Genomic DNA, 21,752 nt, shown 5'->3' with positions numbered 1-21,752 from the left:
ATTAATTAATATACTAAACATTTAACTCTGTAACCCTTGTAACTATATTATATAAACGGCTTCAATCCACGGTCTATCAATACTTAAGGGGTTACATTAATTTGTAACTATGTGTAACCATTGTAACCCCATCCAATCATTCAATCCGTTTAACTGAAATTAAATCCCAATTGCTCAATGATCTCCCTATTCACTAATACGCCTCTAAACGATCGCTTATTTTTTTTTATGACTTTGTAATCGACTTCATTGTCTCTATTGATAAATGTGTCAGTAAGTCCTCTTTTCATCCATAGGTAGCGAATTTGCTTTTCGTTGAGTCCTAACCGTTGTTTTAAATAAGCAGGTGCAAAGTAAAAATCTCCATTATGGAAAAAAGCGTTGATTGTTCCCTGCGGCTCGTAATCTGCATACAGTTTATTACGATTTGCATCAATATCCTCCAAAGCATTTTGTAGTTCCACAATTGGCAAGTCCATTGCCTTATTTGTTTTAGACATTTCAACAAAGAGTTCTTCTAAATCCCTCAAATTTATTTCAATAGATTCGTTTTTAAACATCTCATTTAACACTCTTCCTGTAAATACAATGAATGAGTAATGTCTTGATAACCGCTTTAAAATATTATTATGACAACTAATTTCTAAAAATTGTTTTTCATATGCTTTAAAATATTTCATATAGTGCTTTCGATTTTCCTGCCATCTTTTTAAAAACTCCATTCCGATTGCTCCGTAATTATCTCGAAACGAATCATACACTTTCCTCAAATAATCATGGTCTTCTCCTTCAAATGAAAAGTTTGAAATTAGTATGACGCGGGCAGGAACTCCTTGAGCGTTTGCATATGTTACGATCTCATTCTCTCCAGAAGTAATCATTAAAGAATTCCATGAATCTGTGTATTGACTGCCATTCAAGCTTCCTCTTTGCTTTCCTGTATTATTAACGTATTGGTAGATCATTGGTTGTATCATTTTAGATTCATTTGCACCGTTTGAATCATCCAGGATTTGAGGAAATGAGTTTAAAAAGGTAGATCTTCTTTCAACAGCTACGAGTGTAGTATTGAATGTTCCAAGATATCTTTCAGGATCCCCCCATACAGATGCACACATTCTAAGAAGGCCACTTTTCCCACTACTTGATGCCCCTGATACATCAATAACAATCGGTTTCATATCAAATTCGTGCAAAATCACAGAAGCAAATGAAGAAAGGATAGGAAGAACTGCTTTCGGATGATTTTTAACCAAATTAAAAACATTTTTGATCCAACTATCAACAGTCCCCTTTACCTTAAAAGATTCATATAGTTGAATTTCTCCCCCATCATTTGGTAGTACCTGAATCTCATTTGATATTACTGGGTGAATAAATTTTCCTTTAATCTGCCCAAGCCGATTAACAATCTGTATAGTTGGAATATTGTTTTTTGCTATGAACAAATCAAAGTATTCTATTAAATGTTTGGAATTAGAGTCATTGCAACTTAGTCCTTTATCAGCTAGAGAGAGAATCTCACGTTTTGAAGCAATTGTGCTGGCTGCAACTGTTTCCTTAAAGTCTCTCCCCATGTTATTCCAGCAAATTTCATAGTATATCTCGCTTCTCTCTAGATGCTCTAAGTATTTAGTAATGTAAGGTACATTCCGACTCACAAAAGTGCTAACTTCTTGTAATTTACCATCAATTTTTTTCATTTCTTTTTTGTAGAGTGAACCTTCTTTTTTCAGATAAGGATCAGGAAGCTTAGATTCAAACGATTGGAAGATATTATTTACTTCTAAAGGTTCTTCCCTTTTTCTTGAGGTTTGTTCTAACTTAGCGATACTATCTATTGAGGCCTTAACGTCCTCCCATGTATAACTTCGATCCTTGTCAATACAGAAATATTTATAGATTAATAGCATGCTTTTTTTCACTTGGTCTAATGGAACATCTATAGATTTAAGTCGTCTTCCAAGGTCATAGAGTGATTGGTTACGAGACCCATTTACCATTGGAATCGCAAAGTGATAGTCTTTGGTTTTCTGGCCATTCCATACTGGTCTTAAGTAAACAGGAAGCTCGTCTAAATCTTCTGCAACCTCAACAATAAAGCGTTTTTCTGTATTCTGGCTCGGAAACACAATAAAGCTATTCGTTGTTCCAACACGTGTATCAATAAGTATTCCGATTGATGTAAAAAATCGACTAATCATTTTAACTTGCTTGTTTGATGTTGATGACGCCTTAAACACGAACTGATAGCCTCGCGGAGTCCTAATTAAATGATGTCGAACTCTTTCTCCCTTTAAAAGTTTGATTAGATAAGTACCGTGTTCTACATCATCGACATCAATAACGATAAATCCTTTTGGTACTAGAGCACCGATCCACCCTCCCCTTGCTAGGTGGTCTTTAATCTCTGTTTCAGTTAAGCTCTCTCTATTAATATATGAGCCAAGTGGCTTTTTCGCTGTACTGTAATGAATATTTCCATTCGAGTAACCCAGACATTTTATGATTTTCGTGTTCGGGAATATCATTTCAACCTCTCGTACGTAAGAGCTGTGTAACATGATGATCCCCCTCTGCTTCACATATTTGATTGATAAAACGAGTGATACGATTTAAAATAATAGTGTAATGTTTTTTCATGCCTATTAACTCACCCCAATGAGCTAATGGGCTTTTTTTCTTCGCATCAGATTGCATGTTTCTCCTCACAACAACATTCATCCTTTCCTTTTATATTTCATAATATCTCCGCCATTATTTCGCACATTATCGTAGTATTTTTCCATATATTCTTGAACATCCTTTCTTTTAAACAACCATTTACTCCCGAGGCGAATTTTAGGAAAATTCTCTTCGTATAAAAGGTGCGTACAAATTGAATTCCAAGACATATTGAGATATGACGTTAGTTGTTTAGAATTCATAAAAAATACCTCTGCCTCTAGTTCCTCAAGACGCTCTTCCACTTTTCTAAGATACAACTCTTTCAACTGTTCTTGGTTAATCTCTAAAGTAATCATAACTACTCCTCCTTCTATCTTTACAATCATTAAATGTAACAAAGAATCATTTAACAGATTGTTACTAAACATGATATAATAACCAAAATGTTATTGCAAGTGTGTATAAAAATATTTCACTTGTGTGTTATTGTGTTATTGTGTTATCTTTCTTTGATGGAAGGTTTTATTAAATAACGGTTTTATACTTTTTTATTAGGGGGGTAAATTATGAGAGCAATTAGTCCATTCGGTAAAAAAATAAAAGAAATAAGAATGGATAATGGGATGACCATTAATACTGTAAGCAAAAAATCTGGTGTTTCCCAATCTTACATTTCACAAATTGAAAATGGTTCAAGGGATACTCCACAACCTGACATGATTAAAAAAATCGCGAATGGTTTAGGTGTTGATTATTTCATATTGATGAGAGCTGCTGGTTATATGGCAACATCAAACGAATTCACTACAACCAACGAGGTAGAATTCACAAATATTTGTTTTAATGTGAAAACTGTATATAAAAAGACAGATGAAAATGGTACGGAAAAATATGTGAGATACACTGAAGAAGAATTGAAGAGCAATTTCTTTAATTTACATCATTTGATAACACAAGATACCAATGATATTTTTTATAAAGATCGCGTATTAACTAGAATTGAAATTGAAAAAGTTAAAACAATGCTTGAATTGCTGCTAGATGATTAATTGAAGGGGGGTGAACTAATGGCGCACATTTTAAAACGTGGTGACAAATGGGCTTACATGGTTAACGTCGCAAAAGACCCAGTGACCGGCAAAAGGAGACAAATTACTAAATCCGGCTTTAAAACAAAAAAAGAGGCACAACTTGCTGCTAACAAGGTAGAAGATGCTATAGCAAACGGTGGAGTGTTTCAGGAAAGCAACATAACCTTTGAAGAATTTGCTACTGAATGGTTAAGCTATTATGAACACCAAGTAAAAATCAGTAGCGTTCGAGCGCGCAAGATAGCGATGAAACACCTTGTCTCTTCGTGGCAAAATACTCCTTTGAAAAAGATTACAAGGTATATGTACCAAACTCGCATAGATGAATTAAGCAAACAATTTAGCCATAACTATATTGACAGTATCCATACGACGGGAAACATGATCTTCAAGCATGCTATCAGGCAAGACTTGATAAAGACAAATCCAACCTATGGTTTTGTCATGCCCAAAAAGCATGTGACTGTTGAGGATATCGAGGAAGACGAGGTTAAGGGAAAGTTTCTTGAGTTAAATGAACTGAGAACCTTTCTACGTATCACAAAAGAACAAGGATTATATCTAGACTATCTATGTTTTGCTACTTTGGCATATACCGGTATGCGCTTAGGCGAAATGTTAGCATTAAAATGGACAGACCTGGACCTTACTAAGAAAACTATAAGAATCACCAAAACATACTATAATCCAAATAACAAAAGTACAGGTTATCAACTCCTAACCCCAAAAACAAAAAAGTCAATCCGCACAATCATGATTGACGATGGACTTGTCGCCTTATTTAAAGCACACAAGCGTGAGCAGATGGAATTGAAAATGAAACAACGGTTAGTATATGAGGATCAAGATTTCATTTTTGCTGAAAACATCGGACATCCAAGGGTTATGAAGCAAGTGGTATTGCGTTTACAGCGTTTAATGAAGCATTTGGATGTAGACAAGCATATTACCCCCCACAGCTTTAGACATACTCATACATCCCTTCTCATTGAAGCTGGGGCAGGCGTAAAAGAGATTCAAGAAAGATTAGGGCATTCAGACATCAACACGACGATGAACATTTACGCTCATATGACAAAAAATATTGAAGAAAAGACCTCCCATAAGTTCAGTGAACTTACGAAAGGTCTCCTCTAATTGTTGAAGTAAAATTGTTTCAAAAACTGAAAGTTAGCAAAAAGTTAGCATTTCACTAATCTCCACCTTACAAACCCCTATATACCAAGGGTTCTAGGCGATGATTACATCATGCCGCCCATTCCGCCCATGCCGCCCATATCAGGCATGCCCATGCCGCCAGCGCCAGCAGGTTCTGGTTTGTCAGCAACAACAGCTTCTGTCGTTAAGAACATAGCTGCTACAGAACCAGCGTTTTGTAGAGCTGAACGAGTTACTTTAGTAGGATCGACGATACCGGATGCAATCATGTTGACCCATTCGCCAGTAGCTGCGTTGAAGCCAGTACCTACTGCTTCGCCTTTAAGGCGCTCTACGATTACAGAGCCTTCAAGTCCAGCGTTGTGTGCGATTTGACGTACAGGCTCTTCGATGGCACGAAGAACGATTTTCACGCCTGTTGCTACGTCGCCTTCCGCTTGAATTTCAGCGATTTTATTGTATACGTTAAGAAGTGCTGTACCACCACCGGCTACGATACCTTCTTCAACAGCGGCACGAGTGGAGTTCAATGCATCTTCAATACGAAGTTTACGTTCTTTTAATTCTGTTTCAGTAGCTGCACCGACTTTGATTACCGCTACACCACCAGCTAATTTAGCAAGGCGTTCTTGTAATTTTTCACGGTCGAATTCAGAAGTTGTTTCTTCTAATTGAACACGGATTTGGTTTACACGAGCTTGAATTTGAGCTGTATTTCCAGCACCTTCAACGATCGTTGTATTTTCTTTTGTAACAACCACTTTAGACGCACGGCCTAATGAATCGATTGTTGCAGATTTAAGGTCAAGACCGATTTCTTCAGTGATTACTTCGCCGCCTGTAAGAGCTGCGATGTCTTCAAGCATTGCTTTACGACGGTCACCGAATCCTGGAGCTTTAACCGCAACTGCGTTGAATGTTCCACGAAGTTTATTCACAACAAGAGTTGCAAGCGCTTCGCCTTCTACATCTTCAGCAATCAATAATAGCGGTTTCCCTTGTTGAACAACTTGCTCAAGTACAGGAAGGATTTCTTGGATATTCGTGATTTTTTTATCTGTGATCAAGATGTATGGATTCTCTAGGACAGCTTCCATTTTATCTGAATCAGTAACCATGTATGGAGATGCATATCCACGATCGAACTGCATACCTTCTACAACGTCCAATTCAGTAGTGAAACCTTTTGACTCTTCGATTGTGATGACGCCGTCGTTACCAACGCGCTCCATTGCTTCAGCAATCAGTTGGCCCACTTCTTCATCAGCTGAAGAGATGGCTGCAACTTGTGCAATTGATTCTTTGTTTTCAACAGGTTGGGAAATGGCTTTCAATTCTGCAATTGCAGTATTGACCGCTTTCTCGATTCCTTTACGGATACCCATTGGGTTAGCACCAGCTGTTACGTTTTTAAGACCTTCACGGATCATGGCTTGTGCAAGAACCGTTGCAGTGGTTGTACCGTCACCAGCTACGTCGTTTGTTTTGCTTGCTACTTCAGCAACCAATTTCGCACCCATGTTTTCGAATGCATCTTCGAGTTCGATTTCTTTAGCGATCGTCACACCGTCATTAGTGATAAGCGGTGAACCGAATTTTTTCTCAAGAACCACGTTACGACCTTTTGGTCCAAGCGTTACTTTAACTGCATCTGCAAGTGCGTCCACACCACGAAGCATTGAGCGGCGTGCTTCTTCACTAAATTTAATTTCTTTAGCCATTATAAGTACCTCCCTAAAATTTAAGAAAATTTTCGTTCAGTTAAGTATGATGTATAATTAGCCGATTACAGCTAGAATGTCGCTTTCACGTAAAATTAAGTATTCAGTATCTTCGTATTTAACTTCAGTACCTGCATATTTTGAGAAGATAATTAGATCGCCTTGGGCAACCTCTAAAGCAACACGTTCGCCATTTTCAAGGACACGGCCAGTACCAACAGCTACTACCTTACCTTCTTGTGGCTTTTCTTTTGCAGTATCAGGAAGAACAATACCGCTTGCAGTTTTTTCTTCAGATTGAACTAGTTCAATAATAACGCGATCACCTAATGGTTTTAACAAGTGAAACAACCTCCTCATATTCTCTTGATAATTTGTTTCATGATTATTAGCACTCTTCATCATCGAGTGCTAACACATTTATAATATTAAATAAACCGAGCCTTTTTTGCAAGTATCTTATCGAAAATTTTTTATTAATTTCTGATAAATTACGGGTATACTACTTTAGCATAATGATTCTTTTAACAAAGTGACTGAAATGTTTGATTAGGGGTACCTTTAAGTGGTGTTATGCTTCAATATTTGATACCATTTTGGAGTATGCGTTTATTGATTGTCCCCATATTTGGAACGTTCTAAGCGAAATGGGTGACAAAATAAAAGGAGTTTTCATTTTTGAAAAAAGAATATTGGTTCGTCATCATCACTTACATTGCCATGCAATTATCCAGTATCGTTGGGGTACCCATTTTCATGCTGATCGGGTCTTCAACTGGAATGCCTGCTGATGAACTCCAAGTGAAGTCTGCAGCATACTGGATCGTATTCAGCTTTCTCGTTGCTCTATCCTTGATTCTTTTTTTAATAAGAAAAGATATGAGGGAAAAGGTGGACACAAGGAATCAAGATTCTATTCCCATGTCCATATTATGGGCAATAGCAGGAGTGTTCATGGCTCTTTTTGCGCAAAGCATTGCCGGGAGCATTGAACAGATGCTTGGGGTGGAGCCTGAATCTGAAAATACGCAGCAGCTCATTTCACTCATTTACCAAGTCCCCATGGTCATTTTCGTCACTTCAGTAATTGGACCTATATTGGAAGAAATCATTTTCCGGAAAATCATTTTCGGATCACTTCATAAACGCTTTAACTTCTTTATTTCAGCTTTACTCAGTTCAGTTATTTTCGGCTTGGCGCATGGTGAATTGGAACATCTTCTTTTATATTCGGCAATGGGCTTCACCTTTGCTTTCCTTTATGCGAAAACGGGCCGCATCATCGTGTCCATTAGCGCTCATGTTGCGATGAATACGCTTGTTATCATCCTTCAAGTGGTATATCGGAAAGATATTGAGAAGATGATAGATACTGCACAGGCATTCATCGGAGGTTTATTATGAAACGTCAATCACCATTATTCATGGGCATCATCTATGCAGGCTTAGGAGCTCTTTTTACCGCTATCGCGATTCAAACCGTCAGTTCTACAGGATGGGGAATCTTTGCCTACATACTTGTACTGATCGCGACCCTGGACTTTGGATCGGGATTACGCATGATCATGCTTCACTTTAAGATTAAAGCCGCCCAAAAAAATAAGAAAAAATAAAAAACGCTGCTATGATGCAGCGTTTTTTTCATTCCTCCAATGCAGCTTCTTCCATTACAGGATAATGTTTCAGAAAATAGATGAGCGACTGAAGCTCCACAGCCAGGTCAATGTGGTGAACCCTTATGGATGGAGGTACTGTCAGCCGTGCAGGTGTGAAATTCAATATTCCTTTTATATCGGCTTTGACTAGACGATCGGTTATCGTCTGGGCTACCTGGGCAGGCACTGTCAAAATAGCCGCAGTAATATTATTTTCCTGCAATAGTGTATCGATTTGATCCATATGGTAGATTGGCACATCAGCTATTTGCTTACCGACCTTATCATCAGAGACTTCGAATGCCATTTCAATCTTCGTATTATTATTTTTCATGAAATTGTAATTTAAAAAAGCGGTCCCTAAATTTCCTACCCCGATTAAAGCGACTTTTGTCAATTCATCCTGATCTAGTGTTTTTCTAAAGAAGGATAATAAATAATTGACATTGTAGCCGTAGCCTTTTTTCCCAAGCGCGCCAAAGTAGGAAAAATCACGGCGAATGGTAGCAGAATCCACTTTTACGGCTTCGCTTAGCTCTGCCGAGGAAACTCTTTGTTTGCCTGAGGAATGTAAGTTTTTTAAAAATCGATAATACAATGGCAACCTTTTGGCTGTTGCCTGCGGTATCTTTGGGTCATGGTTCATCATTCTTCCCCGCCTTCACACATGCTTTTCAACTTAATCTCTATCTGTTTGTTTTACTTGTCTTTTATAATCGTTGCTAGAAAATCCGCCTGTTTTCTCCACTAAGAATGTAGGCCCGATTACCATTCCCTTATCAATGGCCTTACACATGTCATAAACAGTCAAGGCAGTCACGGATGCAGCTGTTAACGCTTCCATTTCCACACCTGTACTCCCTTTTGTCTTAGCTTCCGTTTCAATCCTAAGCCTATATCCTTGATCTTCCTTTTCCCAATCAAAGGCTATATTGACCCCTTGCAGAGCAATGGGGTGGCACATCGGAATTATATTGGATGTATTCTTGCTGGCCATTATTCCTGCAACTTGTGCAACAGCCAGTACATCACCCTTTTTCATTTTCTGGTTCGTGACCAATTCATATATTTCATCGTTCAATAAAATGCTCGATTGAGCTATAGCCGTCCGGGTTGTTTCAGGCTTAGCACTCACATCAACCATTTTGGCCCTGCCTTGCTCATTAAAATGCGTTAAGTCTCCCATTTAAGTAACCCCTCCTAAATCATACACTATTATTCCACTTTATGTAACAGCTTGTTTTAGCTTGGAACCAAGCTGTTGCCGATAATAACTAAAATACGTTACACTAACAATAATCAATTGAGGTGAAATCTATGATTTTATTACAAATCAATCAACTATCGAAATATTATGGAGCTGAACTTATTTTATCAAATATGAAGCTCGAAGTTCAAAATAAAGATCGAATTGCACTTGTTGGCCGTAACGGCGCCGGGAAATCCACTCTGCTAAAAATCATAGCCGGGCAGATTTCCCATGATGGCGGTGAAATAATCAAACCAAAAGGCGTCACCATCGGATATATGGCCCAGGATACGGGACTGGAATCGGAACTTACCATTTGGGATGAGATGCTGACAGTATTCAAGGACCTTATAGAGCAAGAAAAAGAACTGCGTCGCCTTGAGGCCGATATGGCCAGACCTGACATCTTTGAAAACGAAGTAATTTACCAAAAAGTGTTGAATGAATATGACACTTTGATGGTAGCATTCAAGGAAAAGGGCGGTTATCAATATGAAGCGGATATCCGTTCCGTATTGCATGGACTTCAGTTTGCTGACTTTGACTATTCTACCCCAATTTCCACTTTAAGCGGTGGGCAAAAAACTAGACTTGCTTTAGGGAAACTGCTTTTAAGGAAACCGGATATATTGATTCTGGATGAGCCAACGAACCATTTGGATATCGAAACGCTCTCTTGGCTTGAGCAATATTTACAAGGCTACCAAGGAGCTGTTCTTATTGTTTCCCATGACCGCTATTTTCTAGATAAAGTCGTAAACCAGGTATATGAAATTTCCCGGAACAACATGAAAAAATACTATGGTAATTATAGTTCTTACCTAGAGGGCAAAGCGGAAGATTATGAGCGGGACATGAAGCTTTTCGAGAAACAACAAGGGGAAATCGAAAAGCTTCGCGACTTTGTCCAACGCAATATCACAAGGGCTTCCACCACGAAAAGAGCACAAAGCAGACGCAAACAGCTCGAAAAGATGGATGTATTGGACAAGCCGCAAGGTGATGAAAAATCCGCAAATTTTTCATTCCAGATTGAAAAGCAAAGCGGAAATGAAGTCCTTCACCTTCAGGACTTGGCTATCGGCTACGAAGGGGAAATGGTATCAAAAAATATAAATTCCCGGATGACAAAAGGAGAGAGCATAGCTCTTGTTGGCCCAAATGGCGTTGGAAAATCAACGTTATTGAAAACGATCATCTCTAGACTGCCTGCACTTTCCGGGGATTTCCGTTTCGGAACGAACGTCGAAGTCAGTTACTACGATCAGGAACAGGCTAACCTTGTTTCCAATAAACGCGTACTCAATGAATTATGGGATGACTATCCCCTTAAACCGGAAAAGGACATACGCACCGTACTCGGTAATTTCCTTTTTAGCGGGGACGATGTTTTAAAAACCGTTTCCACACTAAGCGGCGGCGAAAAGGCCCGGCTTGCTCTAGCCAAAATGATGATGGAAAAAGGGAACTTTTTAATTCTTGATGAACCAACGAACCATTTAGACCTCGATAGTAAATTGGTGCTTGAAAACGCATTGATCGATTATCCGGGAACTATTCTTTTCGTTTCACATGACCGTTATTTCATTAATCGGATAGCAACGAAAGTGATCGAGCTCTCCAAAGACGGCAACGAAGAATTCCTCGGTGATTATGATTACTATGTGGAGAAGAAACAGGAGCAAGCGGAAATCAAAGCACTTGAACAGGAGAATCAAGCGAAAACCTTAGATGTATTCGTAGAAAAAACAAATTATAAAATCGATAAAGAAGCAAAAAAAGCCGAACGTCAGCGAAAACGGCGCATTGAGGATATCGAGGCTGCCATGGAGCTTCTTGAAACCGAAATAAACGAGTATAATGAACTTCTTTGTGACCCAAATGTTTTCCAAGATCATGAGAAAGTAATGGAAGTCCAAACAAAGCTTGATAAAGCACAGGAAAAATTAGACCGGCTTCTCGAAGAATGGGCTGAGCTGGAAGAATGACAATTGACCGAGTCAAATGACTCGGTCTTTTCTTTTTCATGTAAAATGGTTTTGAAAGTTATCCACAAACTTGTTAACAAATCACTTACCGTTCACTAGGCATTAATTTGAGTTATACACATTATCCACAGAAACATATCCACTTATCCACAAAACCACCCATTTATACACACCCAGTATGATTATCAAAAAAACTTTATCCACAGAATATTCTATTTTTTTATTAAACACGATAAAAAGGCAGGATGCCGAAGTTCGGAATCCTGCCTTCTCGTCAATCAAAATGCTTCTATATCCAATCCAGGATTTCCGTTCAAATCCAATCCAGAGCGCTTTCCTTTTTCAAACATGACACTGCCAGCAGCACCGATCATGGCCGCATTGTCCGTACAAAGGTGGAGGGGCGGAATCGATATATCCATAGGTAAATCCTTAAAAGCTTCCGTTAACGCTTCCCTCAGGCCTTTATTTGCCGCAACTCCTCCAGCAAGCAGTACCTGCTTCACATTATATTCCTTTGCAGCCTTTACAGCTTTCATAACAAGCACTTCTATCACGCTTGCTTGGAAACTTGCCGCTAAATCTTTAGGTTCAATTTCTTCCCCGCGCTGTTCTGCATTATGCAAAGTGTTGATTACTGCTGATTTCAACCCGCTGAAAGAAAAGTCATAGCTGCCATCCAACCATGCCCGGGGCAGTTTCAAAGTTGGTGAGCCTTCTTGCGCAAGCCTATCTATATGCGGTCCACCAGGATAAGGGAGCCCCAAAGTTCGAGCCACTTTATCATACGCCTCTCCTGCTGCATCATCCCGCGTCTCCCCTATCACCTTGAAAGAACCCGGTTCTTCTAAAAGCACCAATTCCGTATGACCTCCCGAAACGACTAAAGAAAGGGCAGGATATTGGATTTCCTGAATAAGTCTATTTGCATAGATATGGCCCGCAATATGATGCGTACCAACAATCGGGATTCCATGTGCGAAAGCTACAGCCTTAGCTGCATTCACGCCTATTAATAGTGCCCCTACAAGTCCGGGGCCTTCTGTAACGGCAATGGCATCCAAATCTTCATATGTCACACCTGCCTGGAGCAGTGCCTCTTCAAGAACAATCGTAATTTGCTCTACATGGTGACGGGAAGCTATTTCGGGGACGACACCGCCAAAACGTTTATGGCTTTCTATTTGTGAAGCCACGACATTGCTCAGTATTTCTGTTCCATTTTTTATGACAGCTGCCGCAGTTTCGTCGCAGCTGGTTTCAATTCCTAATATAAGTTGATCTGTTTTCATGAAAAATTCACCCACATAACATAAGCATCTTCTTGATTATCTGTATAATAATTTTTCCGGATTCCACCCATTTGGAAACCTAGTTTTTCGTAAAGTGAAATGGCAACTGCATTACTGACACGGACCTCAAGCGTCATCCTCACCACACCCATCGCAATGGAGATTTCAATCATCTTCCTGAGCAAAGCTTCTCCAAGCTTTTGCCCACGGTATTCAGGTAAAATAGCAATATTGGTAATGTGCGATTCATCAATGACGATCCACGCACCGCAATAACCGGCAATTTTCCCCTCATCCTCTATCACCATGTACACAGCATATTGATTATGATTCAATTCATTAAAAAAGGCTTCCCGGCTCCAAGGCAATGTAAAGGACTGCTTTTCCACGTTAAGCACTTGGTCGATATCTTCCGTTTTCATCTTTCGGAACGTCAATGTTTTACTCATAATAATCGGTCGCTTTCCTTTTTTATTTCCCCTGCTGTTCAAGCCACTTAGCTTCTGCTTCAGCCATGCGAATATAATTCGGTACAAACTGGTGAACATCCACTTCGTCCTTCTCAAGACCAATGAAAGCAAGTTCGCTTGGTCTTGAGTTAAAGGACTGTACCGGAGCAAATACTGCTAAATTGCCCAATGCATCCGTAATAGCATCTCGATGGATATCCACATCTTGACCAACAAATAAAACGGGACGATTTAATTCCTTCAATCGAATCGCCCACTCAGAGGATAGAATATTACAATCTTCCATGACTGTTTTTAACAAATCGTTTTCCATTTCATATAATCCAGTATAAATCTGCCCTCTTCTTGCATCGAACAAGGGAGATATCAACCCGTTAAAATAACGTCCATTGGCTGCTAATACTTCCAAACTGGATACACCTGATAACGGAATCTGAAGCGTCCATGCCAAGGTTTTCGCAATCGTCACACCAATCCTGACACCTGTATAGGAGCCTGGACCTTGAGCGACCACTATCTTAGTCAATTCCTTAGGATTAGTATCACAATCACTTAGCAGCGTTTCAATTGCTGGCATTACCCGAACCGAATGATTTTTCTTTAGGTTCGTCGTATACTCACCAATTACTTGACTCCCGTTTACCAGTGCAATCCCTAATGTAAAATTCGATGTATCTATAGCTAAAACCTTCATCAAATAATCTCCTTACATAACGTTACATATCGTTCGCCTTTGGCCTCTAAGACAATACGTCTGCTTGTATCACTAAGACGATAAATATATATGGTCAAGATTTCATCCGGGAGATGATCCTTTATTAAATGGGCCCATTCAACGACAGTCACACCATCACCTTCAAAATATTCATCAAAGCCTAAATCATCTTCTGATTCACTTACCCGATATACATCCATATGATATAAAGGCATTCGCCCGATGTATTCCTTTATTATTGTAAAAGTAGGGCTATTTACAACTCTAGTTACACCTAATCCTTTAGCTAGCCCTTTTGTGAATGCCGTTTTTCCTGCACCCAGGTCACCTTCTAAAGCAAGTACATCACCACTCGAAAGTTTTTGTGCCAATTCATGCGCAAATTGCGCTGTTTCTTCTTCACCCTGAGAAATCCATTCAAAATGTTGCATATATCAATCACCTTTATCATTATTAGGAAAACGTCCTATAGTTCATATCAAGAGAACCATAAACACAGTATTATGGAACAATAACCATTCTATATGTAGTTTACCTTGTTTCAAAAGAAGAAACAAATAAGTTAGGGACATAATTATTCGAATTTCGGATAAAACAAAAAAACGAAACCTAAGTTTCGTTTTTTTCATGATTGCGGGGACAGGATTTGAACCTGCGACCTTCGGGTTATGAGCCCGACGAGCTACCGGACTGCTCCACCCCGCGACGGTATAAATGCTACTTTTATAAATTTAGTATTCCCATTTTCTCAAAAAGGATACGAAGATTATAGCTTGGCGGCGTCCTACTCTCACAGGGGGAAACCCCCAACTACCATTGGCGCTGAAGAGCTTAACTGCCGTGTTCGGAATGGGAACGGGTGTGACCTCTTCGCTATCGCCACCAAACATTTAATCTTTTTTCAGTACATTCATTATCATATCATGTATGAGATCAAAATGCAAGAAGAAATTTTCATTCCTTCAAAACTAGATAATAAGAAGGTATTTCATTTTTTAAAAAGCGTTGGTTAAGTCCTCGATCTATTAGTATCAGTCAGCTCCACATGTCGCCACGCTTCCACCTCTGACCTATCAACCTGATCATCTTTCAGGGATCTTACTAGCTTGCGCCATGGGAAATCTCATCTTGAGGGGGGCTTCATGCTTAGATGCTTTCAGCACTTATCCCGTCCGCACGTAGCTACCCAGCTATGCCTTTGGCAAGACAACTGGTACACCAGCGGTGCGTCCATCCCGGTCCTCTCGTACTAAGGACAGCTCCTCTCAAATTTCCTGCGCCCGCGACGGATAGGGACCGAACTGTCTCACGACGTTCTGAACCCAGCTCGCGTACCGCTTTAATGGGCGAACAGCCCAACCCTTGGGACCGACTACAGCCCCAGGATGCGATGAGCCGACATCGAGGTGCCAAACCTCCCCGTCGATGTGGACTCTTGGGGGAGATAAGCCTGTTATCCCCGGGGTAGCTTTTATCCGTTGAGCGATGGCCCTTCCATGCGGAACCACCGGATCACTAAGCCCGACTTTCGTCCCTGCTCGACTTGTAGGTCTCGCAGTCAAGCTCCCTTGTGCCTTTACACTCTACGAATGATTTCCAACCATTCTGAGGGAACCTTTGGGCGCCTCCGTTACTCTTTAGGAGGCGACCGCCCCAGTCAAACTGCCCACCTGACACTGTCTCCCACCCCGATAAGGGGCGCGGGTTAGAATTTCAATACAGCCAGGGTAGTATCCCACCAACGCCTCCACCGAAGCTAGCGCTCCGGCTTCTCAGGCTCCTACCTATCCTGTACAAGCTGTACCAAAATTCAATATCAGGCTGCAGTAAAGCTCCACGGGGTCTTTCCGTCCTGTCGCGGGTAACCTGCATCTTCACAGGTACTATAATTTCACCGAGTCTCTCGTTGAGACAGTGCCCAGATCGTTACACCTTTCGTGCGGGTCGGAACTTACCCGACAAGGAATTTCGCTACCTTAGGACCGTTATAGTTACGGCCGCCGTTTACTGGGGCTTCGGTTCAAAGCTTCGCTTGCGCTAACCTCTCCCCTTAACCTTCCAGCACCGGGCAGGTGTCAGCCCCTATACTTCGCCTTGCGGCTTCGCAGAGACCTGTGTTTTTGCTAAACAGTCGCCTGGGCCTATTCACTGCGGCTTTTCCGGGCTATTCACCCTAAAAAGCACCCCTTCTCCCGAAGTTACGGGGTCATTTTGCCGAGTTCCTTAACGAGAGTTCTCTCGCACACCTTAGGATTCTCTCCTCGCCTACCTGTGTCGGTTTGCGGTACGGGCACCTTACATCTCACTAGAGGCTTTTCTTGGCAGCGTGGAATCAGGAACTTCGGTACTATATTTCCCTCGCCATCACAGCTCCGCCTTAATGGAAACGGGATTTGCCTCGTTTCCGGCCTAACTGCTTGGACGCGCATATCCAACAGCGCGCTTACCCTATCCTTCTGCGTCCCCCCATCGTTCAAACGATGTATAGGTGGTACAGGAATATCAACCTGTTGTCCATCGCCTACGCCTTTCGGCCTCGGCTTAGGTCCCGACTAACCCTGAGCGGACGAGCCTTCCTCAGGAAACCTTAGGCATTCGGTGGAAGGGATTCTCACCCTTCTTTCGCTACTCATACCGGCATTCTCACTTCTAAGCGCTCCACCAGTCCTTCCGGTCTGACTTCAACGCCCTTAGAACGCTCTCCTACCATCGACACCTAATGGTGTCAATCCACAGCTTCGGTGATACGTTTAGCCCCGGTACATTTTCGGCGCGGAGTCACTCGACCAGTGAGCTATTACGCACTCTTTAAATGGTGGCTGCTTCTGAGCCAACATCCTGGTTGTCTAAGCAACTCCACATCCTTTTCCACTTAACGTATACTTTGGGACCTTAGCTGGTGGTCTGGGCTGTTTCCCTTTCGACTACGGATCTTATCACTCGCAGTCTGACTCCCAAGAATAAGTATTTGGCATTCGGAGTTTGACTGAATTCGGTAACCCGTTGGGGGCCCCTAGTCCAATCAGTGCTCTACCTCCAATACTCTCATCTTGAGGCTAGCCCTAAAGCTATTTCGGAGAGAACCAGCTATCTCCAGGTTCGATTGGAATTTCTCCGCTACCCACACCTCATCCCCGCACTTTTCAACGTGCGTGGGTTCGGGCCTCCATTCAGTGTTACCTGAACTTCACCCTGGACATGGGTAGATCACCTGGTTTCGGGTCTACGACCTCATACTCATTCGCCCTATTCAGACTCGCTTTCGCTGCGGCTCCGTCTTATCAACTTAACCTCGCATGAAATCGTAACTCGCCGGTTCATTCTACAAAAGGCACGCCATTACCCATTAACGGGCTTTGACTACTTGTAGGCACACGGTTTCAGGATCTATTTCACTCCCCTTCCGGGGTGCTTTTCACCTTTCCCTCACGGTACTGGTTCACTATCGGTCACTAGGGAGTATTTAGCCTTGGGAGATGGTCCTCCCTGCTTCCGACGGGATTTCTCGTGTCCCGCCGTACTCAGGATCCACTCAGGAGGGAACGAAGTTTCAACTACAGGGTTTTTACCTTCTTTGACGGACCTTTCCAGGTCACTTCATTTACCCCGTTCCTTTGTAACTCCATGTTGAGTGTCCTACAACCCCAAGAGGCAAGCCTCTTGGTTTGGGCTAATTCCGTTTCGCTCGCCGCTACTCAGGAAATCGCATTTGCTTTCTCTTCCTCCGGGTACTTAGATGTTTCAGTTCCCCGGGTCTGCCTTCAGTACCCTATGTATTCAGGTAAAGATACTGTTCCATTACGAACAGTGGGTTTCCCCATTCGGAAATCTCCGGATCAAAGCTTACTTACAGCTCCCCGAAGCATATCGGTGTTAGTCCCGTCCTTCATCGGCTCCTAGTGCCAAGGCATCCACCGTGCGCCCTTTCTAACTTAACCGTTAAAAAGATCTTACAGATGCTTTGAAAAAAATTAATTGCCTTCTATCTATTATCTAGTTTTCAAGGAACAAAGCAGAAAGAATCCACCACATCGTGATGTTTTTCTTCCCTATCTGAATGAATTACTCATTCAAAACTGAACAAAACAAAAGCGCTCTCGTAATTATCCTTAGAAAGGAGGTGATCCAGCCGCACCTTCCGATACGGCTACCTTGTTACGACTTCACCCCAATCATCTGTCCCACCTTAGGCGGCTGGCTCCATAAAGGTTACCTCACCGACTTCGGGTGTTACAAACTCTCGTGGTGTGACGGGCGGTGTGTACAAGGCCCGGGAACGTATTCACCGCGGCATGCTGATCCGCGATTACTAGCGATTCCGGCTTCATGTAGGCGAGTTGCAGCCTACAATCCGAACTGAGAATGGCTTTATGGGATTCGCTTACCTTCGCAGGTTTGCAGCCCTTTGTACCATCCATTGTAGCACGTGTGTAGCCCAGGTCATAAGGGGCATGATGATTTGACGTCATCCCCACCTTCCTCCGGTTTGTCACCGGCAGTCACCTTAGAGTGCCCAACTGAATGCTGGCAACTAAGATCAAGGGTTGCGCTCGTTGCGGGACTTAACCCAACATCTCACGACACGAGCTGACGACAACCATGCACCACCTGTCACTCTGTCCCCCGAAGGGGAAAGCCCTATCTCTAGGGTTGTCAGAGGATGTCAAGACCTGGTAAGGTTCTTCGCGTTGCTTCGAATTAAACCACATGCTCCACCGCTTGTGCGGGCCCCCGTCAATTCCTTTGAGTTTCAGCCTTGCGGCCGTACTCCCCAGGCGGAGTGCTTAATGCGTTAGCTGCAGCACTAAAGGGCGGAAACCCTCTAACACTTAGCACTCATCGTTTACGGCGTGGACTACCAGGGTATCTAATCCTGTTTGCTCCCCACGCTTTCGCGCCTCAGTGTCAGTTACAGACCAGAAAGTCGCCTTCGCCACTGGTGTTCCTCCAAATCTCTACGCATTTCACCGCTACACTTGGAATTCCACTTTCCTCTTCTGCACTCAAGTTCCCCAGTTTCCAATGACCCTCCACGGTTGAGCCGTGGGCTTTCACATCAGACTTAAAGAACCACCTGCGCGCGCTTTACGCCCAATAATTCCGGACAACGCTTGCCACCTACGTATTACCGCGGCTGCTGGCACGTAGTTAGCCGTGGCTTTCTGGTTAGGTACCGTCAAGGTACCAGCAGTTACTCTGGTACTTGTTCTTCCCTAACAACAGAACTTTACGACCCGAAGGCCTTCTTCGTTCACGCGGCGTTGCTCCGTCAGACTTTCGTCCATTGCGGAAGATTCCCTACTGCTGCCTCCCGTAGGAGTCTGGGCCGTGTCTCAGTCCCAGTGTGGCCGATCACCCTCTCAGGTCGGCTACGCATCGTCGCCTTGGTGAGCCATTACCTCACCAACTAGCTAATGCGCCGCGGGCCCATCTATAAGTGACAGCCGAAACCGTCTTTCCATCTTCTCTCATGCGAGAAAAGAACGTATCCGGTATTAGCTCCGGTTTCCCGAAGTTATCCCAGTCTTATAGGCAGGTTGCCCACGTGTTACTCACCCGTCCGCCGCTAATCTCAGGGAGCAAGCTCCCATCGATTCGCTCGACTTGCATGTATTAGGCACGCCGCCAGCGTTCGTCCTGAGCCAGGATCAAACTCTCCGAAGAAATGTTTGACTTGCTCATTTTGCTTTTTTGATAGTGTGTGCTCACTTAAAATTTAACGTTGGCGCTTTGTTTTGTTCAGTTTTCAAAGAGCAATAACAATAATAATGGAGCGGGTGAAGAGAATCGAACTCTCATCATCAGCTTGGAAGGCTGAGGTTTTACCACTAAACTACACCCGCATTTAATTTTTAAGATATTTTCAGAAAGAATGGTCGGGAAGACAGGATTCGAACCTGCGACCCCTTGGTCCCAAACCAAGTGCTCTACCAAGCTGAGCTACTTCCCGTAAAATATGGTGCGCCCGGCGGGAGTCGAACCTACAACCTTCTGATTCGTAGTCAGATGCTCTATCCAATTGAGCTACGGGCGCTAATTTCTATGATGTTATTGGTGCGGCCGAGAGGAGTCGAACCTCCACGGGGTTTCCCCCACTAGGCCCTCAACCTAGCGCGTCTGCCATTCCGCCACGACCGCGAAAGCGACTTTGTAAGCTTAACACCTTTTCAACTTGATGTCAAGAAGAAAAATATCAGTGCGGGTGAAGGGACTTGAACCCCCACGCCTTGCGGCGCCAGATCCTAAGTCTGGTGCGTCTGCCAATTCCGCCACACCCGCGAAAATAAATGGTGAGCCATGAAGGATTCGAACCTTCGACCCTCTGATTAAAAGTCAGATGCTCTACCAACTGAGCTAATGGCTCCAAAAGAAAATGGCTGGGCTAGAAGGGATCGAACCTTCGCATGACGGAATCAAAATCCGTTGCCTTACCGCTTGGCTATAGCCCACTAATCAAATACTAATTAACAGCCAGGTTAATATTATATCACCATAATATTATTTTAGCAAGTATTTTTTTAAAAAAAATGGCGGTCCCGACGGGAATCGAACCCGCGATCTCCTGCGTGACAGGCAGGCATGTTAACCGCTACACCACGGGACCAGCATTATTAGAAAGTGACCCATACGGGATTCGAACCCGTGTTACCGCCGTGAAAGGGCGGTGTCTTAACCGCTTGACCAATGGGCCTTGATAAAATGTGTAACTGGCGGAGAAGGAGGGATTTGAACCCTCGCGCCGCTTACGCGACCTACACCCTTAGCAGGGGCGCCTCTTCAGCCTCTTGAGTACTTCCCCAAAAAATGGCTCCGCAGGTAGGACTCGAACCTACGACCGTTCGGTTAACAGCCGAATGCTCTACCACTGAGCTACTGCGGAATAATGAAAATTGGGTTCCTTTTTCACGCTCAAGGACCTTAGTGTTTGTCGTGAAGAACAAGTTGTTATCTTGTCGACTCTTATGATTATAAAGAGGTTGCAACCTAAAGTCAAGGGTTCTTTTGTGTTTTTTTATATTTTTGTTTTTTCTTCCTTGAACCCTTGGTAAATCAACGTTCCACGACATTTACCACAAACGAAACGGGTAGTGTCCATTCGTTTTTTTCTTACATACACCTGCTGACAGTCTTCACATTTATATTGAATAGTATTCATCTTTCTCTTTACTTGGTTTGATGGGAGTGGCTCACAAAATCTCGGTGCCCCGACTTTTTTGAGTAATTGCTTAAAGTCCGCATCACGATGCTGATACCCTTTCTTCTCGATGTGCAGATGATAATGGCACAATTCATGTTTTATGATGCCAATCATTTCTTCCACACCGCGTTCATCAAGATACTTCTTATTGATTTCTATATTGTGTGAACGCAGCAAGTATCGACCTCCTGTAGTTCGGAGACGCGGATTAAAAGTGGCTACGTGGTTAAAGGTCTTTTTAAAGTTTTTCAACGAAATTTCTTCGACTAGTTTTTGCAATTGCAGATTATCCATCTCCCCCTCCCTTTCCTTGGTAACATGACAACCCATTATAACATAGACTAATAATACAATAGGAAACTAAGGGAGGAAAAGCTATGCCTAATTGGTTCCAGAATCAAATACGTAAAGCCTTTTATGAAAAGGATTATTATCAAGTGAAGATGTTGAATCAATGTTGGTTTTTTTATCAAAAAAAAGAAAGTCTCCGGTTATAGATTCAACTTGTTCGAAATATAACATACATTCGCTTCGCTAAAAAAACCCCT

At 42.4% G+C, this 21,752-nt stretch carries 17 protein-coding genes, 12 tRNA genes and 3 rRNA genes; 6 read left to right on the top strand and 26 right to left on the bottom strand.

What is annotated here, in order from left to right:
• Positions 1–149: 149 nt before the first annotated feature.
• Together ACDZ29_RS12255 and ACDZ29_RS12250 are read right to left on the bottom strand one after the other, a co-directional pair.
• The gene (locus ACDZ29_RS12255; protein WP_375090917.1) at positions 150–2,564 is read right to left on the bottom strand and encodes a DUF927 domain-containing protein; all 2,415 of its coding nucleotides are present in this window, start codon (positions 2,562–2,564) and stop codon (positions 150–152) included.
• Between the two features lie 156 nt (positions 2,565–2,720).
• Positions 2,721–3,023 (bottom strand): hypothetical protein, encoded by a 303-nt coding sequence (locus ACDZ29_RS12250; RefSeq protein WP_375090916.1) that lies wholly within the window; start codon positions 3,021–3,023, stop codon positions 2,721–2,723.
• 210 nt (positions 3,024–3,233) lie between these two features.
• On the opposite strand from ACDZ29_RS12250, the gene ACDZ29_RS12245 reads away from it, so the two are divergent.
• Together ACDZ29_RS12245 and ACDZ29_RS12240 are read left to right on the top strand one after the other, a co-directional pair.
• On the top strand, positions 3,234–3,716 hold the full coding sequence (locus ACDZ29_RS12245; RefSeq protein WP_307428127.1) for a helix-turn-helix domain-containing protein: 483 nt from the start codon (positions 3,234–3,236) through the stop codon (positions 3,714–3,716).
• Between the two features lie 18 nt (positions 3,717–3,734).
• Positions 3,735–4,895: a site-specific integrase gene (locus ACDZ29_RS12240; protein WP_137020337.1), complete on the top strand. Its 1,161-nt coding sequence runs from the start codon at positions 3,735–3,737 to the stop codon at positions 4,893–4,895.
• A 104-nt stretch (positions 4,896–4,999) separates the two neighbouring features.
• Here the strand turns inward: ACDZ29_RS12240 and groL are convergent, their stop codons facing one another.
• Together groL and groES are read right to left on the bottom strand one after the other, a co-directional pair.
• A complete protein-coding gene (groL, locus tag ACDZ29_RS12235) occupies positions 5,000–6,637 on the bottom strand; it encodes a chaperonin GroEL (protein ID WP_063235581.1) in 1,638 nt (545 codons plus the stop codon).
• 57 nt (positions 6,638–6,694) lie between these two features.
• Positions 6,695–6,979 (bottom strand): co-chaperone GroES, encoded by a 285-nt coding sequence (groES, locus tag ACDZ29_RS12230; protein ID WP_053348954.1) that lies wholly within the window; start codon positions 6,977–6,979, stop codon positions 6,695–6,697.
• A 336-nt stretch (positions 6,980–7,315) separates the two neighbouring features.
• On the opposite strand from groES, the gene ACDZ29_RS12225 reads away from it, so the two are divergent.
• Positions 7,316–8,041 (top strand): CPBP family intramembrane glutamic endopeptidase, encoded by a 726-nt coding sequence (locus ACDZ29_RS12225; protein WP_289323430.1) that lies wholly within the window; start codon positions 7,316–7,318, stop codon positions 8,039–8,041.
• Entirely contained in the window at positions 8,038–8,250 is a 213-nt protein-coding gene (locus ACDZ29_RS12220; RefSeq protein WP_289318772.1) for a YdiK family protein, read from the top strand. Before ACDZ29_RS12225 ends, ACDZ29_RS12220 begins: the two co-directional genes overlap by 4 nt.
• 28 nt (positions 8,251–8,278) lie before the next feature.
• Here ACDZ29_RS12220 and ACDZ29_RS12215 read toward each other — a convergent pair whose 3' ends face one another.
• Positions 8,279–8,941: a redox-sensing transcriptional repressor Rex gene (locus ACDZ29_RS12215; protein WP_375090915.1), complete on the bottom strand. Its 663-nt coding sequence runs from the start codon at positions 8,939–8,941 to the stop codon at positions 8,279–8,281.
• Between the two features lie 30 nt (positions 8,942–8,971).
• Positions 8,972–9,478 (bottom strand): cyclic pyranopterin monophosphate synthase MoaC, encoded by a 507-nt coding sequence (gene moaC / locus ACDZ29_RS12210; RefSeq protein ID WP_375090914.1) that lies wholly within the window; start codon positions 9,476–9,478, stop codon positions 8,972–8,974.
• Positions 9,479–9,609: 131 nt separating this feature from the next.
• Between moaC and ACDZ29_RS12205 the strand changes: the two genes are divergently transcribed.
• Positions 9,610–11,529, top strand: coding sequence for an ATP-binding cassette domain-containing protein (locus ACDZ29_RS12205; protein WP_289323428.1), 1,920 nt, complete (start codon positions 9,610–9,612; stop codon positions 11,527–11,529).
• 278 nt (positions 11,530–11,807) lie between these two features.
• Here the strand turns inward: ACDZ29_RS12205 and tsaD are convergent, their stop codons facing one another.
• From tsaD to ACDZ29_RS12105, 20 genes are all read right to left on the bottom strand, one after another.
• Complete coding sequence (gene tsaD, locus ACDZ29_RS12200) at positions 11,808–12,821, bottom strand: tRNA (adenosine(37)-N6)-threonylcarbamoyltransferase complex transferase subunit TsaD (RefSeq protein ID WP_375090913.1); 1,014 nt, start codon at positions 12,819–12,821, stop codon at positions 11,808–11,810.
• Complete coding sequence (gene rimI, locus ACDZ29_RS12195) at positions 12,818–13,270, bottom strand: ribosomal protein S18-alanine N-acetyltransferase (protein ID WP_289318767.1); 453 nt, start codon at positions 13,268–13,270, stop codon at positions 12,818–12,820. Before rimI ends, tsaD begins: the two co-directional genes overlap by 4 nt.
• A gap of 22 nt (positions 13,271–13,292) precedes the next feature.
• Positions 13,293–13,985: a tRNA (adenosine(37)-N6)-threonylcarbamoyltransferase complex dimerization subunit type 1 TsaB gene (tsaB, locus tag ACDZ29_RS12190; protein ID WP_289318766.1), complete on the bottom strand. Its 693-nt coding sequence runs from the start codon at positions 13,983–13,985 to the stop codon at positions 13,293–13,295.
• Positions 13,985–14,437 carry a tRNA (adenosine(37)-N6)-threonylcarbamoyltransferase complex ATPase subunit type 1 TsaE gene (tsaE, locus tag ACDZ29_RS12185; protein ID WP_375090912.1) on the bottom strand — a complete coding sequence of 151 codons (453 nt, stop codon included), beginning with the start codon at positions 14,435–14,437 and terminating at the stop codon, positions 13,985–13,987. The genes tsaB and tsaE overlap by 1 nt, the downstream gene beginning before the upstream one ends.
• A 200-nt stretch (positions 14,438–14,637) precedes the next feature.
• Positions 14,638–14,711 (bottom strand) — tRNA-Met (locus ACDZ29_RS12180).
• Positions 14,712–14,777: 66 nt separating this feature from the next.
• Positions 14,778–14,893 (bottom strand): 5S ribosomal RNA (rrf, locus tag ACDZ29_RS12175).
• A 118-nt stretch (positions 14,894–15,011) separates the two neighbouring features.
• Positions 15,012–17,944: ribosomal RNA gene (locus ACDZ29_RS12170) — 23S ribosomal RNA — on the bottom strand.
• Between the two features lie 175 nt (positions 17,945–18,119).
• A 16S ribosomal RNA gene (locus ACDZ29_RS12165) occupies positions 18,120–19,670 on the bottom strand.
• Together the 16S, 23S and 5S rRNA genes with 12 tRNA genes alongside form the textbook arrangement of a ribosomal RNA operon.
• A gap of 105 nt (positions 19,671–19,775) precedes the next feature.
• A tRNA-Gly gene (locus ACDZ29_RS12160) sits at positions 19,776–19,849 on the bottom strand.
• 30 nt (positions 19,850–19,879) lie between these two features.
• Positions 19,880–19,956: transfer RNA gene (locus ACDZ29_RS12155), tRNA-Pro, on the bottom strand.
• Between the two features lie 7 nt (positions 19,957–19,963).
• Positions 19,964–20,040: transfer RNA gene (locus ACDZ29_RS12150), tRNA-Arg, on the bottom strand.
• Positions 20,041–20,058: 18 nt separating this feature from the next.
• Positions 20,059–20,144, bottom strand: a tRNA-Leu gene (locus ACDZ29_RS12145).
• A 59-nt stretch (positions 20,145–20,203) separates the two neighbouring features.
• Positions 20,204–20,285 (bottom strand) — tRNA-Leu (locus ACDZ29_RS12140).
• Between the two features lie 9 nt (positions 20,286–20,294).
• Positions 20,295–20,370, bottom strand: a tRNA-Lys gene (locus ACDZ29_RS12135).
• 10 nt (positions 20,371–20,380) lie between these two features.
• Positions 20,381–20,455: transfer RNA gene (locus ACDZ29_RS12130), tRNA-Gln, on the bottom strand.
• 79 nt (positions 20,456–20,534) lie between these two features.
• Positions 20,535–20,610: transfer RNA gene (locus ACDZ29_RS12125), tRNA-Asp, on the bottom strand.
• A gap of 15 nt (positions 20,611–20,625) precedes the next feature.
• Positions 20,626–20,697, bottom strand: a tRNA-Glu gene (locus ACDZ29_RS12120).
• Between the two features lie 17 nt (positions 20,698–20,714).
• Positions 20,715–20,805, bottom strand: a tRNA-Ser gene (locus ACDZ29_RS12115).
• Positions 20,806–20,811: 6 nt separating this feature from the next.
• A tRNA-Asn gene (locus ACDZ29_RS12110) sits at positions 20,812–20,886 on the bottom strand.
• A 132-nt stretch (positions 20,887–21,018) separates the two neighbouring features.
• Entirely contained in the window at positions 21,019–21,498 is a 480-nt protein-coding gene (locus tag ACDZ29_RS12105) for a SprT family protein (protein ID WP_375090911.1), read from the bottom strand.
• Between the two features lie 83 nt (positions 21,499–21,581).
• Here ACDZ29_RS12105 and cmpA point away from each other — a divergent pair, with 83 nt between their 5' ends.
• Positions 21,582–21,701, top strand: a complete 120-nt coding sequence (gene cmpA, locus ACDZ29_RS12100; RefSeq protein WP_089364909.1) for a cortex morphogenetic protein CmpA — start codon at positions 21,582–21,584, stop codon at positions 21,699–21,701.
• Positions 21,702–21,752 lie beyond the last annotated feature (51 nt).

Source organism: Peribacillus sp. RS7 (assembly GCF_041956845.1).
Taxonomy (GTDB): domain Bacteria; phylum Bacillota; class Bacilli; order Bacillales; family DSM-1321; genus Peribacillus.
Note: the sequence above shows the minus strand (reverse complement) of the source record. Positions and strands in the feature narration are given on the sequence as shown.